Origin of the sequence: Streptomyces sp. MJM8645, from assembly GCF_001625365.1 — a bacterium.
Lineage (GTDB): Bacteria > Actinomycetota > Actinomycetes > Streptomycetales > Streptomycetaceae > Kitasatospora.
Genome location: NZ_LJJF01000001.1, coordinates 7,221,444 through 7,239,019 on the forward strand (window position 1 = coordinate 7,221,444; position 17,576 = coordinate 7,239,019).

The 17,576-nt window shown below is 73.7% G+C and carries 19 protein-coding genes; 5 read left to right on the forward strand and 14 right to left on the reverse strand.

Annotation, left to right across the window (positions count from 1 at the left end; genetic code table 11):
• Positions 1-214 precede the first annotated feature (214 nt).
• The 3 genes from A6F73_RS30445 to A6F73_RS30455 all read right to left on the reverse strand — a co-directional run bounded on the left by A6F73_RS30445 (position 215) and on the right by A6F73_RS30455 (position 1,772).
• Positions 215-745 carry a hypothetical protein gene (locus tag A6F73_RS30445; RefSeq protein ID WP_063350708.1) on the reverse strand — a complete coding sequence of 177 codons (531 nt, stop codon included), beginning with the start codon at positions 743-745 and terminating at the stop codon, positions 215-217.
• A gap of 86 nt (positions 746-831) precedes the next feature.
• Positions 832-1,521 (reverse strand): rhomboid-like protein, encoded by a 690-nt coding sequence (locus tag A6F73_RS30450; protein WP_244293557.1) that lies wholly within the window; start codon positions 1,519-1,521, stop codon positions 832-834.
• Positions 1,522-1,592: 71 nt separating this feature from the next.
• The gene (locus A6F73_RS30455; protein ID WP_063350709.1) at positions 1,593-1,772 is read right to left on the reverse strand and encodes a hypothetical protein; all 180 of its coding nucleotides are present in this window, start codon (positions 1,770-1,772) and stop codon (positions 1,593-1,595) included.
• Positions 1,773-2,070: 298 nt separating this feature from the next.
• On the opposite strand from A6F73_RS30455, the gene A6F73_RS30460 reads away from it, so the two are divergent.
• A complete protein-coding gene (locus A6F73_RS30460) occupies positions 2,071-2,778 on the forward strand; it encodes a rhomboid-like protein (protein ID WP_063350710.1) in 708 nt (235 codons plus the stop codon).
• A gap of 48 nt (positions 2,779-2,826) precedes the next feature.
• Here the strand turns inward: A6F73_RS30460 and A6F73_RS30465 are convergent, their stop codons facing one another.
• Complete coding sequence (locus tag A6F73_RS30465) at positions 2,827-3,717, reverse strand: YhjD/YihY/BrkB family envelope integrity protein (RefSeq protein ID WP_079136152.1); 891 nt, start codon at positions 3,715-3,717, stop codon at positions 2,827-2,829.
• Between the two features lie 157 nt (positions 3,718-3,874).
• The gene (locus A6F73_RS30470; RefSeq protein WP_063350711.1) at positions 3,875-4,204 is read right to left on the reverse strand and encodes a hypothetical protein; all 330 of its coding nucleotides are present in this window, start codon (positions 4,202-4,204) and stop codon (positions 3,875-3,877) included.
• 261 nt (positions 4,205-4,465) lie between these two features.
• Here A6F73_RS30470 and A6F73_RS39675 point away from each other — a divergent pair, with 261 nt between their 5' ends.
• Positions 4,466-6,076 (forward strand): YDG/SRA domain-containing protein, encoded by a 1,611-nt coding sequence (locus A6F73_RS39675; RefSeq protein ID WP_244293558.1) that lies wholly within the window; start codon positions 4,466-4,468, stop codon positions 6,074-6,076.
• A 95-nt stretch (positions 6,077-6,171) separates the two neighbouring features.
• Here A6F73_RS39675 and A6F73_RS30480 read toward each other — a convergent pair whose 3' ends face one another.
• From A6F73_RS30480 to A6F73_RS30510, 7 genes are all read right to left on the reverse strand, one after another.
• Entirely contained in the window at positions 6,172-6,552 is a 381-nt protein-coding gene (locus A6F73_RS30480) for a VOC family protein (protein ID WP_063350712.1), read from the reverse strand.
• A gap of 221 nt (positions 6,553-6,773) precedes the next feature.
• Positions 6,774-7,727, reverse strand: coding sequence for an STM4011 family radical SAM protein (locus tag A6F73_RS30485; RefSeq protein WP_208869136.1), 954 nt, complete (start codon positions 7,725-7,727; stop codon positions 6,774-6,776).
• Positions 7,724-9,055, reverse strand: coding sequence for an STM4012 family radical SAM protein (locus A6F73_RS30490; RefSeq protein ID WP_063350713.1), 1,332 nt, complete (start codon positions 9,053-9,055; stop codon positions 7,724-7,726). Before A6F73_RS30490 ends, A6F73_RS30485 begins: the two co-directional genes overlap by 4 nt.
• Complete coding sequence (locus A6F73_RS30495; protein ID WP_208869217.1) at positions 9,052-9,975, reverse strand: STM4013/SEN3800 family hydrolase; 924 nt, start codon at positions 9,973-9,975, stop codon at positions 9,052-9,054. Before A6F73_RS30495 ends, A6F73_RS30490 begins: the two co-directional genes overlap by 4 nt.
• A gap of 47 nt (positions 9,976-10,022) precedes the next feature.
• A complete protein-coding gene (locus A6F73_RS30500) occupies positions 10,023-11,162 on the reverse strand; it encodes an STM4014 family protein (RefSeq protein WP_063350714.1) in 1,140 nt (379 codons plus the stop codon).
• 15 nt (positions 11,163-11,177) lie between these two features.
• On the reverse strand, positions 11,178-12,119 hold the full coding sequence (locus tag A6F73_RS30505; RefSeq protein WP_063350715.1) for an STM4015 family protein: 942 nt from the start codon (positions 12,117-12,119) through the stop codon (positions 11,178-11,180).
• A gap of 77 nt (positions 12,120-12,196) precedes the next feature.
• The gene (locus A6F73_RS30510) at positions 12,197-13,153 is read right to left on the reverse strand and encodes an STM4015 family protein (protein ID WP_063350716.1); all 957 of its coding nucleotides are present in this window, start codon (positions 13,151-13,153) and stop codon (positions 12,197-12,199) included.
• A gap of 201 nt (positions 13,154-13,354) precedes the next feature.
• On the opposite strand from A6F73_RS30510, the gene A6F73_RS30515 reads away from it, so the two are divergent.
• Both A6F73_RS30515 and A6F73_RS30520 read left to right on the forward strand, forming a co-directional pair.
• Positions 13,355-13,681 (forward strand): hypothetical protein, encoded by a 327-nt coding sequence (locus A6F73_RS30515; protein WP_063350717.1) that lies wholly within the window; start codon positions 13,355-13,357, stop codon positions 13,679-13,681.
• A gap of 199 nt (positions 13,682-13,880) precedes the next feature.
• Positions 13,881-14,999 carry a DUF6745 domain-containing protein gene (locus tag A6F73_RS30520; RefSeq protein ID WP_244293559.1) on the forward strand — a complete coding sequence of 373 codons (1,119 nt, stop codon included), beginning with the start codon at positions 13,881-13,883 and terminating at the stop codon, positions 14,997-14,999.
• An 86-nt stretch (positions 15,000-15,085) separates the two neighbouring features.
• On the opposite strand, the gene A6F73_RS30525 is transcribed toward A6F73_RS30520, so the two are convergent.
• The gene (locus tag A6F73_RS30525; protein WP_063350718.1) at positions 15,086-15,538 is read right to left on the reverse strand and encodes a hypothetical protein; all 453 of its coding nucleotides are present in this window, start codon (positions 15,536-15,538) and stop codon (positions 15,086-15,088) included.
• A gap of 53 nt (positions 15,539-15,591) precedes the next feature.
• Positions 15,592-16,374: a class I SAM-dependent methyltransferase gene (locus A6F73_RS30530; RefSeq protein ID WP_063350719.1), complete on the reverse strand. Its 783-nt coding sequence runs from the start codon at positions 16,372-16,374 to the stop codon at positions 15,592-15,594.
• Between the two features lie 306 nt (positions 16,375-16,680).
• Here A6F73_RS30530 and A6F73_RS30535 point away from each other — a divergent pair, with 306 nt between their 5' ends.
• On the forward strand, positions 16,681-17,547 hold the full coding sequence (locus A6F73_RS30535; protein WP_063351690.1) for a methyltransferase domain-containing protein: 867 nt from the start codon (positions 16,681-16,683) through the stop codon (positions 17,545-17,547).
• The last annotated feature ends 29 nt before the right edge of the window (positions 17,548-17,576 follow it).

Here is a 17,576-nt window from a genome sequence, read left to right on the forward strand (position 1 = left end):
CGCGGGCTCCTGACTTAGCGACGTGTGAGGGGATTCGGCGTATCCGATGCCCGCACTCTGGCATAGGTTTGCAGAGTACCGCAAGAGCATACGATCGGCTCGGCGAGGGGCGGCCGCTCCTGTTGCCGCCCCCGGCCGTGGCCGATCGGTGGTCGCCGTACCTCAACCCGGCTTTCTCCCAGGCGCGTTGGGAGGTCGGATGTCGGGGCGGGGGTCAGGAGGCGCTGTCGGCGTCCGGCCCCTGGGCGCGCAGGCGGCGGACGTTCTCCAGCGACTCGCGCAGTTCGGTGAGCCAGGTGTCGGAGTGGCGCTGCACCAGGCGGACACACCAGGCGAGCGCCTCGCTGCGGCTGCGGGCGACGCCCGCCTCCACCAGGGTGTCGAGCACCTGCCGTTCGGGCTGGCGCAGCCGGGTCATGACGGGGGCGGAGACGGTGGTGAACATGCCCCTCAGGTCGCCGCACTCGGCGCCCCAGGAGACCTTGCGGCCGTAACGGCGCTCGGCCTCCCGGGCGACGGCGATCCGGGCGTCCCTGGTCCGGTCGCGGAACTCGGCGATCCGGCCCTCGAACGCCGCTTCGCGCTCGGCGTCCGATGCTGCTTGGTCGAGGACGGGTTCGGTGATGCGGCCGACGACGGTGATCTCTTCGCGGTCCGGGGTGATCTCGACGAGATCGGTGAACAGGTCGGCGGGGAGGCGGCCGGTGAACCACCCCCGGAGCTCTTCGGGCGAGGTTGTAATCATGTAATCAGCATTACTCGGGGTGGGGGTGATCGCAAGACCCCGGGGAGGAACGTCGGGAGGAGCGCCGGAGGAACGGCGGAGGGCCGTCAGCGCGTGGCGGAGACCGGCACCCGGGCCCGGGCCCGCGCCCGGCCGCGCAGCCAGGGCGTCCGGGCGGCCAGCGCGCCGAGGCCGAGCGCCACCAGGTGCCCGGCGTCGGCCAGTTGCTGGTCCAGCGCCCAGGTCACGGCCAGCCCCAGCCCGAGCGCGGGCAGCCCGAACCGGCGCAGCGGAGCCGGGCCCAGGGCCAGCAGGCAGCCGGCGGTGCCGACCAGCCCGTAGCTGATCCCGACGTCACGCGCCCGGGACAGCGCCCCCGGGATCCGGGCGGTGAGCATCACCCACATGGCGCCCTCGGTGAGCAGAGTGGCGCCCAGGTGCCCGAAGACGAAGACCGCGCCGGCCCGGGCCGGGCCCCAGCGCCACTCGGCCAGACCCAGCACCACGGCCACCGCCGCGATGCCCGCCCAGGCGGGCACCCCGTCGACCACCAGCCCGCTGGTGAACATCGTCCACCACTTGCCGACCTCCATGTGGTGGACGTTGCTGCTGTTGTGCCGGACGAACCGGGCCCGGGCGCCGTGGCTCTGGCCGGCCAGCCAGCAGGCCGTCGCGGTCAGCAGCAGCACGTACACCGTGGTCAGCCGCAGCCGGTCCGCCACGCGCAGCGCCGGGTGCCGCGCGTCGGCGCCGGCGTCGAGACCTGCAGGTGCGGTCGTTGTGCCGCGCTCGCTCATCGTGCCCGTCGCCCTCGCTGTGCGGTCCCGGTGGTGCCGCCCGGCGGCCCCCGGCGGCCCGTTCCGGGCGGTCAGAGCGCCAGCGTACGCCAGCCCCGGGTGATCTCCTCGCCGACCGAACTCGCGTTCGGCGCCGGGCTGCCCGGGACCGGAGCGGCCGTCAGCAGCTCCAGCAGCTCCAGCAGCTCCAGCAGCGCCGCGCCGTCCGCCGGGCGCCCGGCCGGGTCGGCGTTCAGCGCGCGGACCACCACGGCGGCCAGCGCTAGGGGCTCTCTTTCGGATCACGTCGGATCAGCGCGCGGCGTCGGAGTGCGTGCATCGCAAGGCGGAGGAGGGAGTCCATGCGGAGTATCGGCGACCGACGACAACGCGGCGAGGTGCGTGCTCCGGCGTCGCGCGCCCGGCGTGATCCGAAAGAGAGCCCCTAGGCCCAGGGCGTGGGGGACGCGGGAGACCGTCCGCGAGACCCGCTCACCCGAAGGGCGCACCGCGTCGACGCGCCGGGGGGTGCCCCGGGTGAGGGTGAAGGGGACCGTCGAGGAGGCGCCGATGACCGGTGGCACCACCAACGCGCCCGGACACCGGCGCCCCTGGTGGGCACGCCTCGCGCACGCGGCCTGGACCTACGTCCGCCGGGCCCCGGGCACCTACGTGTGGCTGGCGATCCTGCTCGCCACCACGCAGGTGATCCGCCACGTCGACACCGCGACCGCCGACCGGATCCTGGAACGGCGCTCGACCAACCTGCACCACCTCCAGGTCTCACCGGTGCGCGTGCTGATCACCAGCGCGCTGTGGATCGCGGGCGGCGGGTGGCTGAGCTACTTCCTGCTCTACAACCTCTTCCACGTGCCCGCCGAACGCTGGCTCGGCACCCTGCGCTGGATCTCGGTGGCGATGATCGCGCACGTCGGCGCGACCTACCTCAGCGAGGGCCTGCTCGGGTGGGCGATCCACCGCGGCATCGCCCCGCCGAGGGCCGTCTACACCCTCGACTACGGCGTCAGCTACGCGCTCGCCGGGGTGGTCGCGGTGCTCACCTATCTGATCGTGCGGCCCTGGCGGTACCTGTACGTGGCCGGTGTGCTGGTCTTCTACGGCCTGGGTGTCGCGCAGAGCCGGGACTACACCAGCATCGGCCACTTCAGCGCCGTGCTGATCGGCCTGGCCTGCTACCCGCTGACCCGGGACCGCCCAGGCTCCTGGGACCCGGTCGCCACGGGCCGGCTCGTCCGAGGGCGGCTGCGGCTGCGGTGATGGTGGCGGGGACGGTGGCGGCTGCGCCGTGGTGGCGGCGCCGATGGATCAGCGGGTGCGCGGGGGGCCCGGGGCGGGCGCGCCCAGGTAGACGTTCAGCGGGGGCTCCTGGGCCAGCACCGCCCCCGCAGTGACGGAGAAGGTGACGGCGGCGCAGAGCGCGATCAGCCAGGACAGCAGTATCAGCACCAGCCCCAGCGAACCGTACTGGGCCAGACTACGGTTCAGCGCGCCCGGCATGTAGACCGGGGCGGTCAGCGACATCGCGGTGGCCGCGGCGGCCGTCAGCAGCGCGCCGGGCAGCAGCGGCAGCCAGCCGACCCGGGCGCTCAACAACAGGTGGGTGGTCCACCACCAGACCACGAAGGACGTTGCGAAGGTGAGCGGCAGGCCCAGCCAGAAGCCGACGCCGAAGCCGTCCCGCAGCGAGCCCTGGAAGACCAGCACCGTCAGCCAGGCCACGATCCACAGCAGCCACCGCCAGGCCGCCGCCCGGGTCCCGGCCTTCGGCAGCCGCCAGGCGTGCTCGCAGACCCGGGCCACCGCGCGGCTGCAACTGGTCCCCGACAGCAGTGCCATCAGCACGCCGATGATTCCGGTGGTGCCCCGCAGGTCCCCGTTGCCGTACAGCGCCTGGCGCAGCTCCTGATCCGAGGCGCCGGAGACGCCGAACAGCGCGCGGAGCGAGGCCACCAGCTGGTCCCGCACATCGGCCGGGGCGAACGCGGCCACTGCGAACAGCAGCGGTACGGAGGTCAGGAAGATCTGGGAGGCCATCCGGGTGGCGGCGTCCAGCAGTCCGGGGGAGAGCAGCCGGGCCGTCAGCTCGGTGATCACGGGGAAGCGCCGCTCGGCCTCGGCCCGCGCTCGCTCCCACCGCCCGCGCCCCCGGGCCAGCCGCTCCCCCCAACGGCTGGCGGCCTCCCTCACCGACCTCATCTCTCGGTCCTCCCGCAGCGGGGCAACGATCCGCCCCAGTCAAGGCCAGCCCGGCCCGCCCCGCCACCGGAGGTGTCCGTCCGCGGGCGGGTGGGCGGCGTCGGGCGTCTGGGGTGGGGGTCGGGGCCCGGGTAGCGGGTGCGGTGTGGTCGTGGGTCTACCGTCGGGGCGGCGGGCTCGTGAGGCTCGTGGGGTTCCGCCCGATGAGGGTGTTGAGCACGTTGAGGGCCGCCTTCTTGCGCTGGGCCTTGCGCGACCAGACCGCCGGGCAGACGACCCCGAAGAAGAACAGCAGCACCACGACGAGGCTCGGGGCCGCCGAGATGATCGCGATGGTGTTGTTGCTCTGGAACCCGGCCGCGACCGGGCCGGCGCCGGTCGCGGCGACTCCGGCCGGAGCGAGCCAGCGGGGGCCCGGTGCGGGCGGTGCGGTGCCCGTGGCCTGGGCGCTTCCGCCCGACGCGGGAATCCCCGTACCCTCGTGCATGTAGTTCTCCGGGTGTTGATGGGGCTACGAGTGATGACGGCTTCCTGTTGACGCAGGGAGCCGTCGCTCCGTTGTGGGGCGTACGGCTCGTACCGACAGTGGATACGATGACAGAGCTGCGGAAGGCCGAAAAACCGCAGAAAACATCGCGGGACTTGAGAAAGTTGATGTTGGTCCAGGTCAGAGACGTACCGACGTCGATGATGTGACCCGCATCACAGGAAATGGGAGAGGAACTGTGAGGAATCTCACGGTGGGGATATGGCGCGCAGGCTCCCGCTGAGTGGAACGGGCCCGCTGGTCTCCTTCGCCCACGAGCTCCGCGAACTCAAGGAACGGTCCCGGGGCACGGTCGAGACGGTCGTCGCGCTAGGCGCCTCGCGGACGGCGGTCTACGCCGCCCTGAACGGATCCCGCCTGCCGAGCGCCAAGAACCTGGACGCCATGGTCGAGGCGTGGGGCAGCGGCAGCGAGCTCGAACGGCGGCAGTGGCACGACCGGCGACGAGCCGCCGAGGAAGGCCTCGCGGAGGCGGCCCGGCGGCAGGGCGCGGCGACAGCAGGCCGCACACCCGAGGAGGAGGACTTCACCCGCGCGCTGCGCGGACTGTGGAACAAGGTCGGCGACCCGTCGACCGAACGGGTGGCGCGCCACTGCGACCTGAGCGCGCGAACCCTCGACTCCTACCTGGACGGACGGACCATTCCGACGGAGTCGCGGCTTCGCGAACTCTTCGACGGGCTGTCCGCGCTGCGCGCCGATGACAGCGCCTGGCTGGCGGCCACCCGGGACACCTTCATCGGGGAAGTGCTCTTCCGCGCCCAGACGGCGCGGCAGGGGGAGCGGGCGAGGGTCAGGGAACTGGCCACGGCCCTCCCGGAAGGGCAGGCGCCCGTCGAGTTCGGCCCGTTCCCCGACGGCATCGGGCCGGTGCCGGGCGTACGACTGGGCCAGGAGTTCGACAACCGGCGGACGCTCTCGCTCGCCGGCGTGCACCGGCCGCTCCAGGCCGGTATCTGCGGTCTGCGAGAACTCGGCGCGGAATCGATCGTGGTCTCCGGTGGGTACCAGGACGACGAGGATCTCGGTGATGTGATCCTCTACACCGGGGAGGGCGGGCGGAGCCCGCAGACGGGGCAGCCGGCCCGGAACCAGCAGCTGACGCGCGGCAACGCGGCCCTGGCGACGAGCGCGGCGACCGGGGCCCCGGTTCGCGTGGTCCGGGGAGTCACCACCGCGACCCGCTCCTTCTACCGCTACGACGGGCTCTTCCGGGTCGAGGACCTCTGGTCCGAGACCTCCTCCGGCGGCTTCCTCGTGTGGCGGTTCCGCCTGGTAGCCCTTTCCCCGGCCGAACAGGCCGCGGCAGTCGCCCGGGTGTCGGATCGGGTGACGGCTCCGACGGATGAGGATGGTCGGGAGGCGGGTCAGGCGGAAGACGTCCGGAAGGGTAAGGGTGAGGACGTCGGGCAGGCGGGGCCCGTCCGATCCGCGACATCGGTCGTGCGCGTCGTCCGGAACACCGCGATCGCCACCCACGTGAAACGTGCGCACGACTACACCTGTCAGGTGTGCGGCGTCCGCATGGCGGTCCCGGGCGGCGCCTACGCCGAGGCCGCACACATCACGCCCCTGGGGAGCCCGCACAACGGAGCGGACACCGTCGACAACGTTCTCTGCCTGTGTGCCAACCACCACGTGCTGTTCGACTTCGGCATGCTGATCGTCAATGACGACCTCACGGTGGTGAGCCGCGACGACAGCTCCGTGCTGGGCCGGCTGCGGGAGACACCGGATCACGTCGTCGACCGGAAGCGCCTCGCGGAGCATCGGCTGCGGCACGGGGTTCCCCGGCACGAGGGCATGCGCTGAGCCTCCCGTCCGGTCGTCTGGGTCGTTACCCCGTCTGCTCGTGGTGAACGGGCGGGGCAGCGGGTTGAGCCGAGGGCGGGGCCGGGGGGATCGTGCTACTGGCTGACGGACTGGGCCAGGCAGAGGATGTTGCCCTCGCTGTCCTTGAACCAGGCGGCGCGCAGGTTGTCGCGTTCGGCGATGCCGTTGACGGTCTTCAGCCCGGGGAAGTCGTACTCCTCGAACGTGATGCCGCGCTCACGCAGGGCGGACATCGCGCCGTCGAGGTCGGCGACCTTGAAGCTGGCGAGGGTGTGGGCGGCCTGTCCGCCGCTGGGGGTGTGGTAGATCGTGAACTGGGTGCCGCCGCAGTCGCAGACCAGTTCCTCGTCGGTCTCCTCGGCGAGCTTGAGGCCGAGGGTGTCGGTGTAGAAACTCCTCGCGCGGGCGAGGTCGGCGGCGGGGATGACGGCCTGCAGTGGTGCGTCTCCAAGCATGGTGCTTCGCCTCCTCCTGCTTCCAGGCTAGGGACGTTGGCGGGCGGGCGCCCACGGGGGCGGTGGGCGGCGGCGGGGCGTGTGCGGGAGATTGCCGGGTGTTGCTGCGCTCGGAGAGGTGCGGTCGAGCGGGGCGCGGAGGGTCCGGCACGGTCGTTCGTGTGCCTTCACGGGTGGCGACCCCGTCCGGCAATCGGGTTGTCGCGTCCCGCCGCCTGGCCTCAGCCGCGCTGCGGCCAGGCGTGCGGCACCCGCTCCAGCACGCCGGCGCCGAACACCTCGTACAGCGGCAGGGTCTCCAGGTGGACGTAGCCGATGTGGCAGTCGCAGACCGGCAACGGGCAGCCGCGCGCCCGCAGTTGGGTGCGGTAGGAGCCGTCGTACAGGTTGCCGAGGACGTCCCGGACGAAGTGGCAGCGGCGGACGGTGCCGTCGCCGTCCACGGAGAGCACGGACTCGCCGGTGCGGCAGGGGCGGTCGGCGCTGGGGTGGGCGTGCCGGCTGTAGCCGAAGTGCGGGTCGACGGCCGCCCAGTCCGCGGCCTCGGCGTCGGTACAGGTGCGGCCCTCGGCGGCGTTGACCCAGAGGTAGACGCCTGCGGCGAGCTCGGCGCGTAGCCGGCGGGCCTCGGTCAGGTGCTCGGGCTGCCCGACCACGCCGACGCTGTAGCGCACGCCCAGGGCGTCCAGCTCCCGGCACTTGGCGAGGAAGCGCTCCCGGGTGACCTGGCCGGGGTGGTACGTCACCCAGAGCGCGAGGGTGTCGGGATCGGCCTCGGCGAGCCAGTCGGTCCGGCAGCTGAGGTTGGTCTGGATCGCCACCCGGCGTACGTGGGGGAGCTTGCTCAGCTGGACCAACGTCCGTCGGTACCACGACCGCACCAGGCCCTCGCCCCAGGGCGTGAACAGCAGGGCGAGGGTGTCACCGCTGCCCGCCCGTCCGGCCGCCCAGCCGGTGAACCGCTCCAAGGCCGAGCGGTCGGCGCGCAGTTGATCGGGTGTGTCGCGGCGCTTGGCGAACGGGCAGTAGGGGCAGTCGTAGTCGCAGGAGGCGAGTGGGCCACGGTAGAGCAGGGTGAGGTCGCGCCCACGGTCAGTCGCGCCGGTCTCTGCGGTTGGCGCGGTCGGTGTGCGCGGTGTGGGCGGGGTGGTGGACGGCAGGCCGAGGAAGGTCATTTCGCCTCGTACGCCGTCATCAGGGACCGGACCTCGGGCGAGAACAGCATCGGCCCGGCCGCGTCCGAGTGCGCGAGGCCCTCCGGGCTGAGGACCAGGCGGTCCTGGTCATCGGCGAGCCAGCCGCGCGCGGTGAACTCGGCCAGCTCCGTCGGGAAGTCGGCGGCCGGTGTACTGCCGAAGCGGGCCCGGTAGTCGGCCAGCGGCATGCCCTCGGCCTGGAGCAGCGACTGCACCAGGTGCCGCCGGCGCGGCTCCTCGCCGCTCATCCGGTGGCCCACCTCGGCGTGGTGGAAGTCCTCGGTGGCGACGAAGCCGTCGATGATTCCGCGCACCTCGGTGGCGTTCACCGCGTAGTCGAAGGAGTAGTGCAGCCGTGAGGTGTAGGAGCGGGCGCCGCAGCCCAGGCCGACCATGCCGTCCGTCTGGCAGGCGTACTCGCTCGCCCCGGCCTGCGGGGAAGCGGCGCGGCGGAACATCCGCATCGACACCTGCTGGTAGCCGTGGGCCAGCAGGTGGTCGCGGCCGGTGCGGTAGAGCGCGAGCCGGCGGGTGTCCCAGGCGGACTGGCTCTCCTGCTCGCCGCGCCGGGCCAGGCCGGTGAGCGGGCGCACGTAGAGCGGGTAGAGGTACAGCTCCTCGGGCTGCCAGGCGAGCGCGGCGTCCAGCGAGTGCAGCCAACTGGCCTCGGACTGGCCGTCGATGCCGTAGATGAGGTCGATGTTGAGCACCGGGAACCCGGCGGCACGGATCCGGTCGAGGGCGCCCTCCACCTCGGCCCGCTTCTGCGGGCGCACGGCGGAGCGGGCCTCGGCGTCGACGAAGGACTGCACGCCCAGGCTCAGCCGGGTGGCGCCCCGGGCGGCCAGGACCTCCAGCCGGTCGGCGGTCGCGGTGGCGGGGGAGGCCTCCACCGAGAGCGGTATCGCCCGCAGGTCGGTGCCCATCCGCTGCTCGGCGATGTCGCACAGCCGCTCCAGCTCGCCGGCCGTCAGATAGGTGGGCGTGCCGCCGCCGAAGGCGGCCAGTGCGAAGCGCGCGCCCTCGTCCAGCGCGGCGCGGATGGCCACCGCCTGGCGCTCCAGGGCGTCCAGGTACGCGGTGGTCAGGCCCTCGGGGCTGCCGATCCTGGTGAACAGGTTGCAGAAGCCGCAGCGGACCTCGCAGAACGGGATGTGCAGGTAGAGCGAGAGCGCGTCCTGTGCCTCGCCGGCCCACAGCTCGCGCAGCCCCGGGCGCTCCGGCAGCGGGCGGTAGGCGGTCTTGTGCGGGTAGGCGTAGACGTAGGACTGGTAGGGCGAGTCGGGGCGCGGGGGTGTGGTGGTCATGCGCGCTCCTCGGTGGTGGCGGCGATGGCTGTGACGGTGGCGGGGACGGCAGCGGGGGCAGGGAAAGCTGAGGCGGCTGTGGCTGCGGCTGCGGCTGCGGGGGCGGCATCGGGGACGGCTGCGGGGATCGTGAAGTGGGCGTACGGGACGGTCCAGACCACCTCGTGGCCGATCCGGTGCCCGGTGTAGCCGTCCTCGCCGTACGCCGTGCCGTGGTCGGAACAGACGATCGCGAAGCAGGGGCGGCGGGCGCTCATCGCCGCGAAGAGCCGGCCGATGTGGGCGTCCACGTACTCCAGGGCGGCGGCGTGGCTGGCCCGGGAGTCGCCGTGCTCACGGGTGGCGCCGGGCAGGTGGAACCAGTTGGGCTGGTGCAGTGCCGAGACGTTCAGGAACAGGAAGAGCGGTTGCCCGGCGGGCTGTTCGGCGGCGACCCGCTCCGCCCGGGCGACCTGCTCCTCGAAGGACGTCGGGGACGGCACGCCCATCCTGGGCTCCCAGTGGCTCTCCTGGAACAGGCCGGGCAGCACCGAGCCGAGCGGGCCCTGCTTGTTGAAGAAGCCCACGCCGCCGATGCAGACCGTCCGGTACCCGGCGGCGGCGAGGGCGGTCGGCAGATCCGGTGCGTCGAACACCCAGGTGCGCGGGGCGGTGCTCTCGGAACCGGCGAAGCGGGCCGCGAACAGGCGCGGGTGGGGACCGCCGGGGGAGGCCGGGGTGGGCAGGAAACCGGCCAGGATCGCCTGGTGGGAGGCGTAGGTGAAGCTGCCGGGCGCGTGCCGGCGCTCCCAGCGGCCGCCGGGGAGGAAGGCGGCGAGGTGCGGGATCCGGCCGGCGGCGGCCAGCTCCTCGGCGACGTCGAAGCGGAGCGTGTCGAGTGTGACGAGCAGCAGGTCGTGCGTGCCGACGACCGCGTTCATGTCGGGGGCCGGAGCGGGAGCCTGGGTGTGGGGGGAGGTCTGGTGGTTCATCGGGAGGGTTCCGTGATCTGGTGGTCCGTCGGGGTGGGGAGGGGCGTTCCGGTGGTGCGGCCGGTGGCCCCGGTGAGGGCGGCGATCTGGGCGCCGTAGGTGTCGAGGCCCTCGGCGGGGCCGCCGGGCAGGCCGGTGAGGTTGGGGAGCAGGTCGCCGAAGGCGTTGACCTCGCCGACCAGGGCGCGTCGCCAGCCGGCCGTGGGCAGGACGTCGACCCCGACCATCAACGAGCCGGGGAAGCAGGCCGCCGCGCGCTCGGCCGTCTCCAGCAGGGCCGGCCATGCGGGCCCGGCGGCCTCCCGGGCCAGGTCGAGGCTGCCCCGGGCGCCGCCGAGGTGCAGGTTGGTCATCGGCTGCGCGCTCGTGCGCACCACCGCGTGGGTGGCCCGGCCGGCGACCACCACCACGCGCAGGTCCGCCGAGCGGCCGGACTGCGCGGCTTTCGGGATCCACTGCTCGACGTGCAGCCCGTCCGGTGCCAGCCGGTCGATGGTCTCGGCCACCTCCCGCTCGCTGCGGTAGTGGCGGACCCGCAGCGAGTTGTGCAGCAGCCCGTCGGCCAGCTCGACCGACGTGGTGGCCAGGACCTGCCCGCGCGGCCCGAACTGCAGGGCCGTCACCCCGGAGGCGGAGGAGCCGTGCGCGGGCTTGACGAAGACCCGGCGCAGGCCGGCCGCGGCCAGCCGCCCGCGCAACTGCTCCCAGCCGGTGACCTCGCCGCCCAGCGCCCGGGGTACCGGCACCCCGGCGGCGGCGAGGAGCGTGTGTGCCCGCCGCTTGTCGAACATCACGGCGATCTCCTCCGGATCGCCCAGCAGCCGTACGCCGGGGCGCCCGGCCAGCTCGCGCAGCGCGGCCGTCACCCCCGCGTACCAGGCGGCCGTGCCCTCGACCCGGGTCGGCGCGTAGGACGGGCCGAGCGCCGGGCCGCGCAGCAGTTCGTCGACCAGGGCCTCCTCACCGGGCGACTCGATCCGCAGCAGGCCGTCCTCGGGCAGCCGGTAGTCGCCGCGCAGCACGTCCAGCCAGGGCAGGACGGCGGGCTCGGGCAGCCCGGCGGCCCGGGCGGCGGCGGCGAACAGCGTCACCCGTCGGTGCCCGGGATTGCCGAGGACGGTCAGCTGCGGTGTCATCGTGCCGTCACCCGCCTACTCGGCGACCGCGACGTAGCGGTCCCCGTCGTCCTCGTCCTCGTCGGGGTCCTCGGCCTCGGAGAGGTCGAGCGCGACCCCGGGCAGGGACTCGGTGAGGCGCTGCTGCAGCTCCTCGCTGAGGTAGTGGTGGTGCAGGTCGAGGGCGCGCAGGTGGGTGAGCGGCTGGCCCTCCAGCAGGGCGGCGGCGCCCTCGTCGGAGAGCACGCCCATGGACAGGTCGAGCGACTCCAGCCGGGCCACCACGGGCGCGTGCGCGACGGCCGAGGCGATCTCGTCCTGGAACTCACTGTTGGCCAGCCCGAGGTGGCGCAGGCTCGGGAGGCGGGCGCCGTCCAGGAAGGGCCCGAGGTCGTCGATCGTGGCGTCACCGCCGTACTCGTCCACGCCGAGCCAGAGCGTCAGGCGCTCCAGCGCCGGCAGCTCGGAACCCGCCACCGCCCGCACCACCCGGGCCGGCAGGCCGCCGGCCTCGAAGCGCAGCGAGGTCAGCCGGTCGTGCCGCACCGGCTGGAGGCTCAGGTCCGTGCCACCGCGGACGGTCAGCTCGGTCAGCCCGGGGAAGGCCGTCAGCAGCGGGGTGACGTCGCCCATCTCCATCCAGGAGATCTCGCACTCGTCGTAGGTCACGTCCCCGAGGAAGAGCGCCTCCAGGGCGGGCAGGCGCTCCGCGTCCGCGGCGATGGCGGCGACGGTGGCGGCCACGGGGACGTAGCCGCCGTGCCACCAGGGGCCGATCACCAGGGCGCGGATTCCGCCAGGGTCGACGGTGTCGAGGAAGGTCTGCCAGAGCTGCGCGAAGTCGTGCTTCGCGTCGTAGTCCAGGGCGAGCCGCCAGGCGACCGAGCCGGCGGCGGGCGGCGTGCGGGTGCCGTCGTCGGGGGTGAAGTCGCGGATCGGCAGGTCGTGGAAGCGGTCGGGGTGGAGGGAGACGGTCATGTCGGTTCCAGACGGATGGGCGTGGTGGGCTGGTCGGTGTGGTGGTGCGGCGGCGTTGGGCGCGCGGGCGGTGACGGTTACTCGGCCACGGCGACGTAGCGCCACCGGTCGTCGGGCTTTCCGGCCTCGGAGAGGTCGATCTCGACGCCCGGCAGGGCCTCGGTGAGGCGCTGCTGCACCTCCCCGGTGAGGAAGTGGTGGTGCAGGTCGAGGGCGCGCAGGTGGGTGAGGGGCTGGCCCTCCAGCAGGGCGGTGGCGCCCTGGTCGGTCAGTACGCCCATGGCGAGGCTGAGCGACTCCAGCCGGGCCACCACGGGCGCGTGCGCCACGGCGGCCGCGATGTCGTCCTCGAACTCACTGTTCTGCAGGCCCAGATGGCGCACCGCGGGGAAGCGTGTGCCGTCCAGGAAGGGGGCGAGGTCGTCCAGCGTGGCGTCGCCGCCGTAGTTGTCGACGCCGAGCCAGAGTTCGAGCCGCTCCAGGGCGGGGAAGTCGCAGCCGGCCACCGCCCGCACCACCGGGGCAGGCAGGCCGCCGGCCTCGAAGCGCAGCGCTCGCAGCGCCTCGTGGCGCACGGGTGTCAGCTCCAGGTCGCTGCCGCCGCGCACCACCAGCTCGGTCAGTTCGGGGTAGGCCGTCAGCAGCGGGGTGACATCGCACATCTCCAACCAGGAGATCTCGCTCTCCTCGTAGGTGACGTCGCCGACGAAGAGACCCCGCAGCGCGGGCAGCCGGTCCGCCGCCTCGACGATCGCGGCCAGGGCGGCGTCGAGTTGCTCCGGCTCGTCGGAGAACCACGGGCCGATCACCACGGCCGTCACGCGCTCGGTGTCGACCGTGTCGAGGAACTGCCGCCAGCGCTCGGTGAAGGCCTCCTCGGACTCGTAGTGCAGGCCGATCCGCCAGGCTGCCGACGCCGGCTCCGGCAGGGTCACGGCTGCCGCGTCGCCGGCGTCGGCGGCCTCGTCCAGGGCCTGGACGAAGTCGAAGACCGGGAGACCGTGGAACTGCTCGATGTGGTGGTTGACGGTCATGCGCTGCTCCTCAGGGGTCGGGGCCGAACACGTGTCTACCAGCCGGGTCCGACAATCCGGTGGCCGGGTGGCCGGCCGGGCGCGTTGTCAGACCCTTGCTCTACGTTCTGGTCGTGGCTCCGGAACGTGACCGCGAACAGCGCGGTGGAGCCCGGGATTCCGGCAGTCGCCGGGGTCCGGCCGTACGGCGAGGGAGGACTGATGTACCGCCAGGGCGATGTGCTGATCGTGCCGGTCGAGGAGGGCGCCGTGCCGCCCCGGGTGGCCGCGCTGGCCGTCCAGCCCCGGGACGGCCGGGGCCGGATGGTGCTGGCCCTCGGGGAGGTCACCGGCCACGCGCACGCCGTGGTCGGTCCCGGGGAACTGCGCCGGGAGGCCGGTCCGTTCGGCGCGGGCTGGTTGCACCTGCCCGAGGGCGGCCGGGTGGTGCACGAGGAGCATGCGGCGATACCGCTGCCGAAGAGCTGGTACCGGGTGGTGCGCCAGCGCGAGTACACCCCGGGCGCAGTGCGGGTGGTCGCGGACTGACGCAGGGTCCGACGAACGGGCCGACGGCTGACGGACCGGCCGACGGGCGGGTGGCGGGGTGGCGGGCGATGGCAGGCAGCCGGTAGACGGGTGGGCGGGCGCGGCGTGCCACGCGGAACGTGCAGCGTGGAACGCGCAGTGCCGAACGGAACGGAAGCAGGCGGCCGGGCGGGGAGCCCGGCCGGGAACGGAGCAGACGATGGAGACGACGATCCCTGACCGCCCGGCGGGCGCGGTGACGGCCGGGCCCGCCGAGGTGACGGCCCGCTGGCGGGCCGCTGCGGCGGCCACCGGCCCGGCCGACCGGTCGGCGGCCGAGCACGCGGTCCGGGCCGCCTACCGGGCGGCCGGGCTGCCCGAGCCCACGGCCGTCCGCTGGTTCGGCTCGCCGTTCGCCGCCGCCGAGGCGGCGCTGCAGCTGCGGGCCGCCGGCGCGGTGAGCGTACGCGAGGCCGTGCGCACCGGGCCCTGGGAACAGGCCCGGCGGCGGGCCGTCGAGGAGGTCGGCGCGGCCGGGTGGGCGGCGCACTGGGCACTCACCGGCGGCGAGCTCGGCCCGGTCACCACCCCGCTCGCCGACCGCATCCGCACGGCGGTCCTCGACCGGCTCGCCCCCGAGGCCGACCGGGAGGAGGCCTCGGACGACGCGGCCGCCGCCGCCCGCGCCCGGCGCACCACCGTCCGGCTCGCCCTGCTCGACGCCGTGCGCGGCCAGCACGACGCTCCCTGGTTCGCCGCCTTCGAGGCCGCCTCCGACGCGGCCGGGGGCAGCGCCGAGGCCGTCGCGCCGCTCGCCGGGGTGGCCCGCGAGGCCGGCTGGTGGTGGCCGTACCAGGACGTCGCGCTGGTCAGCGAGCGCCCCGTCGCGCTGCACCGTGACGAGGCCGGGCGGCTCGACCGGGCGGACGGCCCCGCCCTGGAGTACGCCGACGGCTTCGCCCTGCACGCCTGGCGCGGCATGCCCGTGCCCGCCGAGTTCCTGGCCGGGCTGGCCGACGTCACCGTCGAGCGGATCCGCACCGAGGAGAACGCCGAACTGCGCCGTGTCCTGCTGGAGCACTACGGCTACGAGCGCTACCTGGCCGACTCCGGTGCTGAGCCCATCCACCGCGACGAGACCGGGGTGCTCTGGCGGATCACCCTGCCCGACGACGAACCGGTGGTCATGGTCGAGGTCGTCAACTCGACCGCCGAGCCCGACGGCACCTTCCGCACCTACTGGCTGCGCGTCCCGCCGAGCACCCGCACCGCCCGCGCCGGGGTCGCCTGGACCTTCGGCATACCCGAGTCCGAGTACCACCCGCAGCGCGAGACCTGACCGGCCCGGACCCCCGGCGCAGGCCGCTGAGCCGCGCATCTCGGCCAGCCGATCTCGGGGCTGCCCTCGGCGGGGTGCGGGACAGGTCAGCGTGAGGTCGGTCCGACGTTGCGGACCCAGACGGGGAAGGGGGGCCTGGCGTTGGGCGCGGTCTGGTCCGACGGGTCGGTCTCGGCTGGCTGTCGGCCGCTCAGGAAGCCCTCGACGAACGGAACGAGGTCGTCGGAGGGCAGGTAGGTGCCGCCGAACGGCAGTTCATCGACGGCCACCGATCCGGTGGAGCAGCGGAGTTGATCGACCTGCTCGTCGTGCCACACGTAGAAGGTCGCCACCCCGGCGAAGCCCAGCGCGTGGATACGGTGCCGGATGGCCTGAGCGGTTCGTTCGAAGGCGGCGACCACCTCGGTCACGGACAAGGACTGCTTGTCCTCATCCTCCGCACTCAGGTACCAGGTGTTGGTCCGCCACTCGACCCGCCGGTCGCTCGGCTCCAGCACCAGTGGTTCGTCCGCTATTTCGGCGATCCATGTCAATAGCACCCCGGAATTGTCCCGGCCGGTGTGGATCGTGCAGTCGTCGGGGTCGGCCAGGGTCAGGGGGCGCGGGCGATGAGCACGGGTTGGACGAAGCCCGTTCGGGCGGGTGGTTGCCAGTGGGAGGTGGTGAAGCCGGCCTCGGAGGCGAGGGCGGTGAGCTGGGACTGGGTGAGGGCCCAGTAGGTGGAGCGACGGATGTCGGTCTGCCATTGGCCGGTGGCATCGGGGGTGAGGTGGAAGAGCTCCAGGTCGTAGCGCTCGCCGTCCTCATGCCAGTGCCAGAGCTGGAAGATGACGGACCGTCGGCCGTCGCGTTCGGTGGTCTGGGGCGGGGTGGCGGCCGGGCGGGAGCGGCGCAGGTCGTCGTAGGGGCGGATGGTGAGCAGGAGCAGGCCGCCGGGGCGCAGCACGCGGCGCATCTCGGTGAGGGCGGTGCGGACCTCCTCGGGGGTGAGTAGGTGGGGGAGCGCGTTGTCGGCGCAGACGACGACGTCGAACCGGGCGTCGGCGAAGGGGAGCCCGCGCATGTCGGCGGCCGCGGTGGGGAGACGGAGGCCCCGTAGGGCGGCTTCGGTGACGGCCCGGGCGGCGGCGGCCGGGCTGAGGTCGGTGCCGGTGACGCGGTGGCCGAGGGCGGCGAGGCCGAGGGCCTGGGTGCCGATGCCGCACGCGCAGTCCAGGACGTCGACCGGGCGATCGCCGAGGCCGGCGCGGATCAGGGCGTCGAGGCTGGCGCCCTGGCGGGCGACGGAGGCGTCCCAGTCGGGGTAGAGGAGGTGGTACCCGGCCGCGAACTCGTCGTAGAAGCGGCCGACGGGGGACTGCGGTGAGGAGGTCATGGCGTCGGGGCTCCACGGTGGCGAGAGGGGTGAAGAGCGGGCACGACGGGCGTTGACGTGGGCGAGGTGGTAGGCGGGGTCCTCGCCTGCTCGTTCGTCACGCCGTCATCCTCGCCCAGCCGTACCGGGGGCGGACAGCGGTTTTCCGAGGCCGGGGAACGATGGGGCGGCGGTTCGGAGCCGGTGACCGGGCTGATCACGGCAGGCGGTCTGCTCGTGGTCCGGGGAACCGCCCTGCGGCACGAGGGCATGACCCGGACGGTGAAACAGTTCGCCGGGCGGGCGGGCCACCGGGATGATGCCGGTATGCGCACCTTCGAAGAGCTGATCGCCGAGGCCGAGGCGGTGTCCGTGGACGGCTGGGACTTCTCCTGGCTCGCCGGCCGCGCCACCGAGGAACGGCCGTCCTGGGGCTACCAGCGGCTGCTGGCCGAGCGGCTGGGTCGGGCCTCGGCAGCCCTGGACATCCAGACGGGCGGCGGCGAGGTGCTGGCCGGCGCGGCCCGGCTCGCCGCTGCGAAGCCCGTCGCAGGACAGCCCACCGAAGGGCAGCCCACCGAAGGACAGCCCACCGAAGGGCAGCCCGCCCCCGGGGCGTCTGCCCCCGCGCAGCGCGGAGCGCTTCCGGCCACCATGGCGGCCACCGAGTCCTGGCCGCCGAATGTCGCGCGCGCCACCGGCCTGCTGCACCCGCTGGGCGTGGTGGTGGTCGCGGACCCGGACGAGCCGCCGCTGCCGTTCGGCGACGGGGCCTTCGACCTGGTCACCAGCCGTCATCCGGTGAAGGCCTGGTGGTCGGAGATCGCCCGGGTGCTGCGGCCCGGCGGCGCCTACTACGCCCAGCACGTGGGGCCGGCGTCCGGGTTCGAACTGGTCGAGTACTTCCTCGGCCCGCAGCCCGAGGCACGCCGGGCACGCCGCCCGGAGGACGAGAGCGCCGCCGCGCGTGACGCCGGGCTGGAGGTGGTGGACCTGCGCTCCGAGCGGCTCCGGATGGAGTTCCTCGACATCGGCGCGGTGGTGTACTTCCTGCGGAAGGTGATCTGGATGGTCCCGGGCTTCACCGTGGCGGCCTACCGGGACCGGCTGCGTGAACTGGACGCCCTGATCCGGGCGGAGGGGCCGTTCGTCGCCCACTCCGCGCGCTTCCTGATCGAGGCGCGCAAGCCGTAGGACGGCTCGGGCCCGGCCGCGCCCCGCCG